At 41.4% G+C, this 13,301-nt stretch carries 13 protein-coding genes; 1 reads left to right on the forward strand and 12 read right to left on the reverse strand.

Annotated features, from left to right (window positions below; translation table 11 throughout):
- Positions 1–3 precede the first annotated feature (3 nt).
- The 10 genes from lpxD to yhbY all read right to left on the reverse strand — a co-directional run bounded on the left by lpxD (position 4) and on the right by yhbY (position 10,292).
- Positions 4–1,029, reverse strand: a complete 1,026-nt coding sequence (gene lpxD, locus DRF63_RS02190) for a UDP-3-O-(3-hydroxymyristoyl)glucosamine N-acyltransferase (protein ID WP_005596449.1) — start codon at positions 1,027–1,029, stop codon at positions 4–6.
- Positions 1,029–1,835, reverse strand: a complete 807-nt coding sequence (locus DRF63_RS02195) for an OmpH/Skp family outer membrane protein (RefSeq protein ID WP_005596451.1) — start codon at positions 1,833–1,835, stop codon at positions 1,029–1,031. Before DRF63_RS02195 ends, lpxD begins: the two co-directional genes overlap by 1 nt.
- Positions 1,836–1,950: 115 nt before the next feature.
- Complete coding sequence (bamA, locus tag DRF63_RS02200) at positions 1,951–4,332, reverse strand: outer membrane protein assembly factor BamA (RefSeq protein WP_005596454.1); 2,382 nt, start codon at positions 4,330–4,332, stop codon at positions 1,951–1,953.
- Between the two features lie 61 nt (positions 4,333–4,393).
- Positions 4,394–5,707 (reverse strand): RIP metalloprotease RseP, encoded by a 1,314-nt coding sequence (gene rseP / locus DRF63_RS02205; protein WP_005596457.1) that lies wholly within the window; start codon positions 5,705–5,707, stop codon positions 4,394–4,396.
- Between the two features lie 6 nt (positions 5,708–5,713).
- Positions 5,714–6,583 (reverse strand): phosphatidate cytidylyltransferase, encoded by an 870-nt coding sequence (locus DRF63_RS02210; RefSeq protein WP_005596459.1) that lies wholly within the window; start codon positions 6,581–6,583, stop codon positions 5,714–5,716.
- 24 nt (positions 6,584–6,607) lie between these two features.
- Entirely contained in the window at positions 6,608–7,321 is a 714-nt protein-coding gene (locus tag DRF63_RS02215) for an isoprenyl transferase (RefSeq protein ID WP_005619022.1), read from the reverse strand.
- A gap of 171 nt (positions 7,322–7,492) precedes the next feature.
- Positions 7,493–8,200: a hydroxyacylglutathione hydrolase gene (gloB, locus tag DRF63_RS02220; protein ID WP_005596463.1), complete on the reverse strand. Its 708-nt coding sequence runs from the start codon at positions 8,198–8,200 to the stop codon at positions 7,493–7,495.
- A gap of 58 nt (positions 8,201–8,258) precedes the next feature.
- Complete coding sequence (nagK, locus tag DRF63_RS02225; RefSeq protein ID WP_005596465.1) at positions 8,259–9,176, reverse strand: N-acetylglucosamine kinase; 918 nt, start codon at positions 9,174–9,176, stop codon at positions 8,259–8,261.
- 2 nt (positions 9,177–9,178) lie between these two features.
- A complete protein-coding gene (locus tag DRF63_RS02230; protein WP_005596467.1) occupies positions 9,179–9,883 on the reverse strand; it encodes a phosphatase PAP2 family protein in 705 nt (234 codons plus the stop codon).
- A 91-nt stretch (positions 9,884–9,974) separates the two neighbouring features.
- Positions 9,975–10,292 carry a ribosome assembly RNA-binding protein YhbY gene (gene yhbY, locus DRF63_RS02235; RefSeq protein WP_005619024.1) on the reverse strand — a complete coding sequence of 106 codons (318 nt, stop codon included), beginning with the start codon at positions 10,290–10,292 and terminating at the stop codon, positions 9,975–9,977.
- Between the two features lie 121 nt (positions 10,293–10,413).
- Between yhbY and DRF63_RS02240 the strand changes: the two genes are divergently transcribed.
- On the forward strand, positions 10,414–11,172 hold the full coding sequence (locus tag DRF63_RS02240; RefSeq protein ID WP_005596471.1) for a glycosyltransferase family 2 protein: 759 nt from the start codon (positions 10,414–10,416) through the stop codon (positions 11,170–11,172).
- A gap of 62 nt (positions 11,173–11,234) precedes the next feature.
- Here DRF63_RS02240 and DRF63_RS02245 read toward each other — a convergent pair whose 3' ends face one another.
- Both DRF63_RS02245 and DRF63_RS02250 read right to left on the reverse strand, forming a co-directional pair.
- Positions 11,235–12,056 carry a D-alanyl-D-alanine carboxypeptidase family protein gene (locus DRF63_RS02245; RefSeq protein WP_005596473.1) on the reverse strand — a complete coding sequence of 274 codons (822 nt, stop codon included), beginning with the start codon at positions 12,054–12,056 and terminating at the stop codon, positions 11,235–11,237.
- A gap of 83 nt (positions 12,057–12,139) precedes the next feature.
- Positions 12,140–13,177: a glycosyltransferase family 9 protein gene (locus tag DRF63_RS02250; protein ID WP_005596475.1), complete on the reverse strand. Its 1,038-nt coding sequence runs from the start codon at positions 13,175–13,177 to the stop codon at positions 12,140–12,142.
- Between the last annotated feature and the right edge of the window lie 124 nt (positions 13,178–13,301).

Genomic DNA, 13,301 nt, shown 5'->3' on the forward strand with positions numbered 1-13,301 from the left:
TGCTTATTCAGCTAAACGTTTTTCAATCGCTTTTAAACGTTTGTTCATCTCATCGATATTCATTGTTAGCGCAGCGGTTTTACGCCATTCTTTATTGGTTTGAGCAGGGATACCGGACGAGTAGATTCCTTTTTCGGTAATCGGTTTCATCACCATACTCATACCGGTAATGACGGCTCCGTCACAAATTTCCATATGACCGTTTAATACGCTTGCACCGCCGATTTGACAGAATCTGCCTACTTTCAGGCTACCCGCCATAATTACTCCACCGGCAACGGCCGTACCGAAACCAATATGAACATTATGCGCAATTTGACAAAGATTGTCGATAATTACATTGTCTTCGATAACGGTCGGATCCAAAGCACCGCGGTCAATACAAGTACAAGCGCCGATTTCCACACGATTACCGATAATCACGCCGCCCGTTTGCGGAATTTTAATCCATTGACCTTTATCATTGGCATAACCGAAGCCGTCACTGCCGATTACCGCAGAGGATTGGATTAAACAATCCGAACCGATTCGGACGTTATGGTAAACCGATACGTTTGCCCACAATTGAGTACGTGCGCCGATTTTAGTATTTTTACCGATAAAACATCCGGCACCGATGATAACGTCATCGCCCAATTCTACACCGCTTTCAATCACCGCATTCGCACCGACGAAAACATTATTGCCTAAAATTGCTTCCGAAGAAATAACGGCGTGAGGTGAAATACTGTTAGCGGCTTTAGGCGTCGAATCCATATACTGTGCCAATAATGCGTAAGCGACATACGGATTCTTTACGATAATAAGATTTTGTGATTCAGCACAAAACTCGATATCCGCTTCGCTGACAATAATCGCACCGGCTTGAGATTGTGCTAATTGAGGGCGATATTTTGCGTTAGAAATAAAAGTAATTTGTGACGAATTTGCTTTATCTAATGCGGCAATGCTAGAAATAGCCAAATCGGCGTTACCCCTTAGAGTACCGCCGATTTGCTCCGCAAGTTCAATTAAACGGAAATTAGCCATTATTTTTTCGCTTCTTCTGGTTTGGTTGTTTCTGCTTGAGGTGCGTCGGTTGCCGGTTTAGCTTCTTCCGCTTTTACCTCCGGATTTGCAACCGGTTGTTCGATTTTAATTTCAGGGTGTTTCGCTTTTAACGCTTCCAACACTTTTTCGGTAATGTCTTTGGTTTCATCTTCCGCATACAGTGCAACGGACGGTGGTAATACTAAAGTATAACCTTTTGATTTAGCTACTTCTTTCACTGTTGCGTTAATTTCCTCAACCACTTGTTTTTGTACCGCTTGAGGATCCATACCGCCGGCTTCTTGTTGCGCTTTATTTAATTTTTCTTGGAAAGCGTCCGCTTTTTTCTGGAAGGCTTCGGCTTTTTTACCAAAGTCGGCTTCACGTTTTTGGATTGCCGAAACTTTGTTTTGGAACGCTTTATATTCCGCTTCGATTGCGTTTTGACGCGCTTGAATTTCTTTAGAGCGTAAACGCGGCGCATCTTTTTCTAATGCGGCGGATTTTTTCTTAAGTGACGCTTCTACTTTTGTTTGTTCTTCTTGTAATTTTTTCGCATCGCTTTCAAGTTTATTTCGTTCTGCGGTTAAGGCTTTATTTTCTTCCGCTAATTTTTTATCTTCGTCGGCGAATTTACTTTGGCCTTCTTTCATAAATTTTTCAAATTTCTGTGCCGCATCAATGGCAACAGGGTGATTTTGCAGTAAATAGTTCGGATCTACGAAACCGATGGTATCGCTTGCTTGAGCCAAGCCTGCGGTTGCTAATGCTGCGGTTACTGTTGCTGCTTTAAATAATTTTTTCATTTAGATATCCTTTATTTCTTTTAATTAATTCGGTACTGAGTAGCACGAAAATAAGCGGTCGGATTTATCAAAAATTTTGCAAAAAATAGACAAAATCTAACCGCTTGTTAATCGATTAGAACGAGCTACCGATACTAAATTGGAATTGCTCGATTTCATCGCCCGCATATTTTTTAATCGGTTTAGCATAAGAGAACGCTAAAGGACCGATCGGGGATTGCCATTGGAACGCAATACCGGCGGAAGCGCGTACACGTTTGTAATCTTTATAATCCGGTAATGTCGGATATACGGATTTTTTCCATTTCGTATTCCATACGCTTGCCGCATCTACAAATAATGACGTACGTACGTTGTGCTGATATTTATCACTGACAAACGGTGTCGGGATGATTAATTCCAAACTTGCATTCGCCATCGCATTACCGCCGACGACATCATCGCTTGCATTCGTGAATTTATTACTCTGCGTAGAGTAATAAATTGCTTTAGGACCAATCGCACCGTATGCGAAACCGCGCAATGTGCCGATACCTCCCGCCGAATAAAGTTGATAGAACGGCACTTCTTTACCGCCGAAACCTTTGGTATAAGCTAAACCGGCTTTAGTTGAAATGACCCATTTGTGTTCACGATTAAGCGGATAATAATTTCTAAAATCGGCATTTAAGCGATAATATTTATTATCGGAACCCGGAATCGTCACTTTACCGCCGATATTTGCGGTAGTACCTTCGGTTGGGAAATACCCGCGGTTTAAGCTATTGTAGTTCCAGCCGAATGAGAAATCAAAATCGTCCGCTTTAATACGCTCATAACGATTACTGCCGTCAATAATTGGGAAGTTCATCGATTTCACGTATTTTTCACGAGTAAATTCTCGTTTGACATTTTTTAACTTATCGTGCGTATAACCTAAGCCTAGGTAATATGAGTTGTTTTCATTTACCGGGAAGCCTAGCGTACCGTTAATACCGTAAGTTTGACGTTTATAAGCCGCAGAGGTGTTGCTGTCCGAGTTATCGTAATCTTCGTAGAAAACGTTACCGCCTAAACTTACGCCGTCTTTAGTGAAGTACGGTTCGGTGTAACCTAAGTTTACGCTTGTGCCGTAGTCATTACGCCTACCGCTTAAGCTGACGGTCGAACCCATCCCCAAGAAGTTGTCTTGTTTGATACCCGCTTGGTAGCTGATACCGCTTTCCGTACCGTAACCGATACCGAAGTTAATCGAACCGGTATTACGCTCTTTAATTTTATAGACTAAATCCACTTGGTCATCGGTATTTTGAACGGTCGGCATCGTCATATCGACGGTTTCATAGAAGCCGGTACGTTCTAAACGAGATTTACCTAATGCCGCATTCGTAGTGGATAGCCACGCACCTTCTTGTTGGCGCATTTCGCGACGTAAGGTTGAATCCGCCGTTACATCATTGCCTTCAAAGCGGATTTTGCGTACGTAAATACGACGACCGGCATCAACGATAAAGTTAATTTGTACCGTTTTATCTTGCTCGTTGAATTTAGGATATAAATCGACTTTTGCCGAGCCGAAACCATGTTCGCCGAGTATTTGTTTAATACCTTCTTCGATCTCGACCAATTCGCTTTTACGGAATAATTGACCCGGTTCGAAGTCTTTTAATAACGTATTTAATTCGTTATCGAGTTTTGCCGTATTACCGATGATACGAATGTCGCTAATATTATATTGTACGCCTTCGTGAATTTTGTAAGTAAGATCCACTTCGGTTTTTTTATCGTTAAAGGTTACATCGGTATCTTGCAATGCAAATTGAGCGTAACCGCGATTTAAATAATAATCGCGTAACGTTTCCAAATCTTTATTATAAGCCTGTTGCTCGAATTTACTGCTTTCAAAAATATTCCACCAAGATACGTCCGGCTGAATATCTAACGGTTTAGTTAATTCTTTATCGGTAAATACTTGATTGCCTTCGAATTTTATATTTTTAACGTAAGCGACTTCGCCCTCGGTAATATTTAATTTAATGTTAATACCGCCGTTTTCGTTGCGAGTTGTTGTCGTATCGATTTTAGCTTCATAGCGACCGATAGAATGGTAATGATCAAGTAAGCCTTGTTTAAAACCTTCTAATTTTGCAGCGTCATAGAGTTCACCTTTAGTGATAAGGTTCGCCTTTAAGTTTTCCTGTAACGGCTCTTTCGGAATAGCACTGTTACCTTCGACATCAACGCTATTGATGAAAGGTCGCTCGGCAACTTTAATGACTAAGGTATTACCTTCTCGTGTCGCTCGGACGTCATCAAAGCGATTTTGTTCGAAAAGTTGTCTTACCACGTTTGCGACATCATTATCCGTAGCCGTTTGACCGACTTTCACCGGTAACGAAGAAATGATAGCCTGACCTGTTTCGGCTTGTACGCCGTCAACACGAATATCTTTAACGACAAAAGGTGCTGCGACCACACCGTTTGCAATTAAAAGAGAAGAAAGTAAGAATTTTTTCATTGAAATTATCCTATGAATGTTTGCAAAATTATCAGCGGAATCGACCGCTTATAACCTGGAATTAAAAGTGAATGAGATCATTCATAAAGGCAAAAGCCATTAAACTTAGTACGAAGAATACACCGATTTGTTGAAAACGTAATTGGAATTTTTCAGCGAGCGGTTTTCCTCTAACGGTTTCCGCTCCAAGTAAAATAAGTTGTCCTCCGTCTAGCGGTAAGATTGGGAATAAATTCATTACGCCAAGATTGACACTAATCAGCGCCATAAAACTGATATAGTAAACCCAACCTATTTCGGCGGTTGCTCCCGCACCTTTAGCCATTGAAATAGGACCGCCCATATTTTTTAATGATAATTCGCCGGTAATTAAGTTCCCGATAAATTGTAGAATGGTTTTAACCAACGCGCCTACTTTTTCAACGCTTTTCCATAAAGCGGTTAGAATATCATATTTTAATTCGGTTCGATACTTATCCGCTAGAGGCTCGTAGCTCGGGACGATACCGATAAAATAGCGATCGTCTTTTTTATCCGGTTGCAGAGAATATCGATAAGTATTACCGGACTTCTCGACGGTTAATTCGAGTATTTGACCGGTTTGAACCTGTTTAACCAAATCTGCCCAATCGAAAGGTGTTTGATTCACGCTGACTATTTTATCACCGGCTTGTAATCCGGCTTTTGCCGCTGGTGAATTTTCGATAACTTGTTTAATTTCCGGTTTAACGATACTGCTTTTTGTTCTGATTCCGAGCGTAGTTAATGGATTTTCTTTATTTCCGTCCACATTCCAATTGGATAAATCCAAATAGAAACGTTGTAAACGGTCTTCACCGACCAGACTGCCTTCAACTTCTACACGATCGGAACCGACATAACCGATTAACGCAAGCGTTGTTTCCTCCCAATCTTGTACGTTATGCGAAGCGACGCGTTTAATCTCAAATTCGGTCGGTAACTTTGCTTGTGCGGCAATCGTATCCGGTAAAATCTGTCCGGTAACCGGTTTTAGAGTCGGTATGCCGTTCGCAAATACCAACCAGTAAGCCAATATCGCAAATATAAAATTGGCTAACGGACCGGCAACAATAATAAAGGCACGTTGTAAAACGGATTTACTTGCTAAAGTTTGATCTGCGCGAGCTTGATGTTCGTTTTCTCCGTTATACATTTGTACATAGCCGCCGAGCGGAATTAATGAAAACGCAAATTCGGTGCCGTGTTTGTCGGTCTTTTTAAACAGCACTTTTCCAAAGCCGATCGAAAAACGGATCACTTTGACGCCGCATTTACGAGCAGCCCAAAAGTGACCGTATTCATGTACAAAAACCAGTACGCAAATTAAGATAAAAAATGCAATAACAGAAGTCATAACATCCTATAATACAAAGAAAAAGAAAGTGGCAAAGAACGGAATCGCTGCGGTTAAGCTGTCAATTCGATCTAAAATACCGCCGTGTCCCGGAATTAAATTGCTGCTGTCTTTAATATTCGCTTGGCGTTTAAACATACTTTCCGCCAAATCGCCTAATACGGAAATCGCAACCGTTGCGACGGAAACTAAAATAAAGGGTACGGTGGATAATTCACGTCCGAATACATCGCTCGGTGCCAGTTCTAAGAAAAGGAATGCGATCACGCACGAAGTAATCAAACCGCCGATTGCACCTTCCCAAGATTTTCCCGGCGAAACTTTCGGCGCAAGTTTATGTTTACCGAATGCTCGGCCGAAGAAATAGGCTCCGGAATCGGCTCCCCAAACCAGTAAACAAACATAAAGTAATAAATAAGTTCCTTGGAATTCATCTACCGCATAATTATTAAAACGTAACGCGAGCGCAGCAATAAAGAAGGGAATAAGCGTACAGAACCCGAAAATAAATTTAGCAATAACGGATTTTGCCCAAACATTTGCGGAACGAGGATAAGTGACGACTAAAATAAAGGCGATTAACCACCAGACGCATGAAATAAACAGGAGCGGAACGGTTTCGTCCGTTAGGAAACGAGCCGCTCTAATGTAGTTGGTATTGGCGAAAATTAATAAGATAAATAAACAAACCGTAACGAATGCCACAACCGCTCTAGGTAATGAACGTTTAAAGCCGGCAAATTGCGCCCATTCCCACATTGCAGCGGTAATAATTGCGGCTAAGGCAATGGTAAGAGGGAGCGGAGAAAGTAAGAAGATACCTGCTAAGACGGCAATAACCATCACAATCGCAGAAAGTACTCGTTCTTTAAGCATTAAAAAATCCTTATAATTATTTTATTAACAACCGCCGAAACGACGATCACGTTGTTGATAAGCAATGATGGCTTCACTAAAAGAGTCATCATTAAAATCCGGCCATAATACGGGGCTGAAAACCAACTCCGCATAAGCGATTTGCCATAATAAAAAGTTGCTGATACGTTGCTCTCCGCTGGTTCTGATTAATAAATCGACCAGAGGTTGCGTGCCTGTTACCAATGCATTTTGTAAACGTTCCGGCGTGATGTCCGAAACTGTTATTTCGCCTAATTTTACTTTTATAGCAAGTTGTTGAGCGGCTTGCGTGATATCCCAATGGCTACCGTAGTTCGCAGCAATATTGAGAATCAGACCCGTATTATTTTCCGTAAGTTTTTCCGACTCGGCGATACGTTTCTGTAAACTTTCACTAAAAGCACTCTTATTACCGATAATATTCAAACGAATATTATTTTTATGCAGCTTTTTTACTTCGGAATCCAATGCCCGCATAAACAAAGCCATCAGTGCGGAAACTTCCGCTTCGGGGCGGCTCCAATTTTCACTACTGAAAGCGTAAAGCGTTAAAACTTTAATCCCGTGTTTGGCAGCAAAACTTACCGCGGAACGTACCGCTTTCACACCGTTTTGATGACCGAAAACACGTAATTTCCCTTGTTGTTTAGCCCAACGACCGTTACCGTCCATGATAATCGCAACATGTTGAGGCATCTTTTGAGGATCAAAATTCACAGGAGTTCTCGCTTTAGTTAGATAGTAAATTAATCATTAATACAAATGAAGATAACTATATCATAGGATAAGATTCTAAGATAGATACAGGAGGAATTGACAGTATAAAAAATAAAAAGTTTGGCAGGAGGAGAAATAAACGGGAAAGCTTTATTTCCCGTTTATTATGGATTAGAAATTATCTTTTTGGTGGCGTAATGCAATAAATTGATCTAAATCGACCGCTTGTAAGAACGGGTTGATTTGCAGCTCTCTTTCCAACGTTGTCGGAAGTGTCGGCTGATTGCGGGATCTTAAGATTTCCGCACGTTCTTGAATTTCAAACAGAGCGCAACTCGGCGCTAAAACCGCTTCGGCGAATTTTAGATTGCTTAACGTATATTCATGCGCAGGGAAGATTTCGATAAATTCCGGTAACGCTTTAAAACGTTGCAACGCATCAAATTGCGCTTGATAATTACCGGTAAAGACACGACCGCAGCCGCCGGAGAATAACGCATCACCACAGAATAGGTATTCGTTACCGAATAAATAGCTGACGTGCTGAGCGGTATGACCGGCACTTTCAATCACTCGGACATCATAATCAAATAAAGTGAGATGATCTTCAGGTTGCACAATCCGATTAGCAAATTGTGCGACTTCTTGCGGGCCGTAAACCGATAATTGCGGATAACGTGAGAGTAATTCCGGCATACCGTCGGTGTGATCGTGATGATTATGCGTTAATAAAATAGCGGTCAAATTTAGCTGATTTTTTGCAATAAACGCCAATACGGGAACGGCATCTGACGGATCGACAATAATCACGTCATTATCTTTTTGAATCGCCCAAATGTAATTATCGGAGAGTGCCGGAATCGGAGTAATGTTTAGCATAATACTTTCCTATATAAAAAGAATACACGGGAAGTCCCATGTATTCGGTAAAAACAAATTATTTTAAGAAGAGTGCCGCCGCACCACGAGTACCGCCCGAGTCGCCGTGAATCGCTTTTTTAAAGACCGGCACTTTGGCACTACGCATTAAATGCGGAGGAAGTGCTTTTGGCAATGCCTCATAAATATGATCAAAATTAGATAAACCACCGCCGAATACGATCATATCCGGATCAAGAATCGTGATCAGATTACCGATACTGATTGCCATTAATTCGATGTATTTATCCACAAATTCGATAGTTTTCGACTCTTTTTGATAGAAACGTTCGATAATTTCTTTCGCCGAAATCGTTTCACCGACCAAATCTCTAAATAGCATCTCGAAACCGCGACCGGAAATATAAGTATCTAAACAAGCTCGGTTCCCACAACCGCAATCATAAATTGGCGCCTTATCCCAACCTAATAGTTTTAAAGCGTGATAATTGAGTTGCATATGACCGACTTCGCCCGCCATACCGATTCTGCCGGAATGAATTTTTCCGTCAAACACAAAGCCGCCGCCGAAACCGGTGCCAATAATTAAACCGAGCACGGTTGAGAATTGTTGGTTATTCGGATCCCACGCTTCCGAAAGGGCAAAGCAGTTTGCATCGTTTTCCGCGCGTACTTCACGTCCTAAACGCTCGCTTAAATCTTTTAAAATCGCTTTACCGTCGGCAACACGAATATTGGTGATTTCCGCAATACCGGTTTCACGGTTTACGAAACCGGGTAAGCCTAAACCGACGGAACCTTGCTCACCGAATTTTTGATCGGCGTTAAGCACTAAGGTTTCCACCGTATTCAACCAATCTTCATAATTGGTTTGCGGTGTCGGCACTCGCTCGCTATACAGTTTTTCCAGTTGAGCATTAAATGCCGCCAACTCAATTTTCGTACCGCCTACATCTAAACCGTAATAAACAGCCATAATTAACCTCGTTTTTGAAAGATTTTAAAGGTTTCTAGGAAAGGAATTACCCAAACAAATACGATAATGTGGAATAACCAAGCAATTAACGTACTGACAAACAAATCAATAGGATAGTGCATACCTAAACGCAATCGGCTGATCAACATCAAACTTGCCCATAAAATGGTAAAAATTTGCGCAAAAACGACCGCTTTGCCGCTTAAACCGAAGAGTAATCCGCCGAAAACCAATAACCAAGAAACGGCAAAAATGGTATGACCGGAAGGGAAGGAATAACCTAATTCGCCGGCTTGATGTGATACGATAAAATCCGCATCATTCGGATGCGTTTTTTCCGCAAGGGTTAATACCGCTTGAGCTTGTTCCGCTTCCGGTAGGGCATAAAATTGTTCCGTTTGTGCTTGGAACATTTCCGTTACAAACGGGCGAGGCTCTTTAAACACCGCTTTCGCTCCTTCTTTGATGATTTGCGTACCGACTACGGATCCGGCACAAATAAAGCCGACTAAAAACCACGAATAATGTTTACGAGTCAGCCACATTAACCAAAGCATAAAGAGGACGCAGGTAATTAATGCGTAAGGGGTGGAGCCAGTTTCGGTTAAGAAAAATAACCAGAAATCAAGATCATAAAGGTGGTAATCCATACCGCCGAAGGTCCACTTCCAACCGGTCGCCCAAGTGAATAACGGGATAAGCAACATCAAAGACGTGAAAATCGAGAGTTTTTTAACCACGGAAAATTTCCTCATAAAAAAGACCGCTTACAAGCGGCCAGATTTGAATAAAAATAAATTATGAAACGGCTTTGGTTGCTTTAGGTAAACTGATTTTTTTCTCTTCGCTTTGGCGGTAAAGCACCAGAATGTGACCGATGGTTTGAACCGGAACGGCTTTTGTTTCACGCACAATCGCATCGATGATTAATTGTTTGGTTTCACGCTCCGCACCTGAAATTTTTACTTTAATTAATTCGTGATGAGCTAATGCGTTTTCGATTTCAGCCAACACGCCTTCGGTTAAGCCGTTGCCGCCAAGCATGACAACCGGACTTAAGTGGTGTGCTAAACCTTTTAAAAATTGTTTTTGTTTCGTTGTTAATGTAATAGACATTGTTTTTAAACCTGTGGTTTGTTTGTGAATAAAATTTGGCGTAGAAAATAGCACAAAAGGGGCGAATTTTAAAGTAAAATGCAATGAACGACAAACAAAATAAACCGAAAAAGGAAAGATTATGCCGACGTTAAGTGTTGCGATGATTGTAAAAAACGAGGCTCAAGATTTAGCGAAATGTCTTGAAACCGTGCAAGGTTGGGTAAATGAAATTATTGTGCTGGATAGCGGTAGTAGTGACGAAACCGTACAAATCGCCGAAAGTTTCGGTGCAAAGGTCTATGTAAATACTGACTGGCAAGGCTTTGGCAAACAGCGCCGGTTAGCCCAGCAGTATGTGACAAGCGATTATGTTCTGTGGTTGGATGCGGATGAACGGGTAACGCCCGAATTAAAACGGAGCATTTTACAAGCGGTCGAAAAAAATGAAGAAAATACCGTCTATCAAGTAAGTCGTTTAAGCGAAGTATTCGGCAAACAAATTCGCCATTCGGGATGGTATCCTGATTATGTGGTGCGTTTGTATCGTACCGATTTTGCGAAATACGGTGAGGAATTGGTGCATGAAAAAGTGCATTATCCGAAAAATGCTACGGTGAAAAAATTAACTGGCGATTTACTGCATTTTACTTATAAAGATATTCATCACTATTTAGTGAAATCGGCAAGTTATGCAAAAGCATGGGCAATTCAACGTGCGAATGCAGGGAAAAAGGCGAGTTTATTAGACGGCGTAACACACGCTTTAGGCTGCTTTGTGAAAATGTACTTGCTAAAAGCCGGCTTTTTAGACGGTAAACAAGGCTTTCTGTTAGCGGTGCTTTCCGCTCATTCGACTTTCGTTAAATATGCGGATCTTTGGAACAGAACGCGTAACTAATTGCAAAAAATTGCCAAAAAAAGACCGCTTGTAATGCTGATCATGCACAAGCGGTCTTTTTCTTAAATATCTTCTTCTTCGTGATAATTGAAATCTTCCTTAGCTAAGGAAACGCAACCGTACTGTTCCAATTTGTTTTTGGTAAAGGTTGAACGGGTAGCAGAGCTGCGATTATTCAAGCTGATGACACCGATGGTCGCATGATTGCATTGATGTTTATTGACAAACACTAAGTTATAGCCGGACTCACGAATATAACCGGTTTTATTAATCGCCGCATCGAACAGTTCTTCACGTACTAAAGCACTGGTGTTTTGCATAAAAACGTTACGTTTGCCTACTCGTACGTAAGCCGCTTTCGTATTGGAAAGTTCTTGAATTTTGGCATTGTTAAGCGAATATTTTGCCAGTTTGACCAAATCCAGCGCACTGGAAATATTCGCACTGGATAAACCGGAACTGTCACTAAAACGTGTCGAACGCATACCTAGTTGCTGTGCTTTTTGGTTCATCTTTTGGATAAATTGCGCACGGCTCATACCGGCGGAGCGAGAAAGCGCATGGGCGGCATAATTATCCGAATGGACTAGCATCGCTTTTAACAATTCGTCACAAGCAATCGGCGTATGTTTCGGTAACTTTGTACCGGTTCCTTTAATATGATCAAAATCTTGATCGGAAATAGAGGCACTGCAATTTTTGTTTTTATTATTTTCTAAGAAAATATTCGCCGTCATCAATTTAGTAACGGAAGCTATAGGTTGTACATTATTTGCGGCACGGCTTTCCAAAATTCTATCATGGGTAAAATCATACACGACGTAAGATTGTGCCATCGCTAAACTTGGGGAAAGCAATAAAAGGGAGAGGAATTTTTTTAGCATATTGTTATTAAGTTCACTTCAATTAAAAAAAGACTTGCCATTTTAACAGGCTTTTGACTTTCTAGCTATTTATTAAACAATTCTTATGAATGCCAAATGTTCTTTACAAAAGGCACAATAGTTTTGAGAGCCTCGGGTATGGAGATTAAGCCCAAATTCATTTGTTGCGCTTTTTCTTTCGCTTCCGGCGGCATAAAGGCTAAATGTTTGCCTTCTTCATTAATCGGACGCCAACGGCGAGGCAATGCCGATAATCGGCTCGGGTAAAAACCGATAGTTGCGACATTCAATGCACCGGCGATATGCAGCGGTCCGGTCGAACCGGCGATAAACAGATCGGCACAAGCAATCGAACGGGTAAAATCTTGTAATCCGTCATTTTTATCATACACAACCGCTTTGGTTGCCGTAATTTTGGCGGCTAACTGATGGGCTTTTTCACTTTCGCCTTTGCCGGCGGTCAGCACGATTTCACAATTCGTCTCAGCGGCAATGCAATTAAGCATTTGCGCATATTGCTCAATCGATAAGCTGGTTGCCGAACCGCCGGTGGACGCATGCACAAACAGCCATTTACAAGCGGTCGAAATTTGCAGATTTTTTGCTAATTTGGCTTTTTGTTGCACAAGCTGGGCTTCGCTGAATTGTAAGTAAGGCGGATTAGGCTCAACCACCGCAATACGGTGTTTTTGTAGAAAAGCACGCGCCAAATCGAGATTATATTCGCTTTCCGATTTTGCCGATTGAGAACGGCGTTGCGTTAAACGCTGGTTATATAAAAATTGAAAGACTTTAGTTGCCGGCGCAAGGCGATGTTTAATGCCGCTTTTCCAAGTCAGTTTGGCATTGTACCAATCGGAAACAAAACAGATGACTGCATCAAATTGCGCATTTTTGACCGCTTGTAAAACGCGATTAAATTCGGTTTTATCTTTTTTGTTAGGAGTATCGATAATAACGTTATCAATCGAAGGGCAGAGTTCGGCGAGCGACGCAGTGTAACTCGGTACTAATGCGGTAATTTCTGCATTCGGCATAGATTGTTTCAACATAGCGAATGCCGGGAAGCAAACCATAAAATCGCCGATTTTATCGTTGCGAATCACGAGAATTTTTTTCATCTATATCAACCTTTAAAATAAATTACGTATCAGTTTAACATTTTTTAATGCAAATTTTCGGTAAAAAATTAGGGAAATTTGACCGCTTGCTCGGTATTTACGATGTTATTCCGTCTTGTTAGCG

This window comes from Actinobacillus pleuropneumoniae, from assembly GCF_003290385.1.
Taxonomy (GTDB): Bacteria; Pseudomonadota; Gammaproteobacteria; order Enterobacterales; family Pasteurellaceae; genus Actinobacillus; species Actinobacillus lignieresii.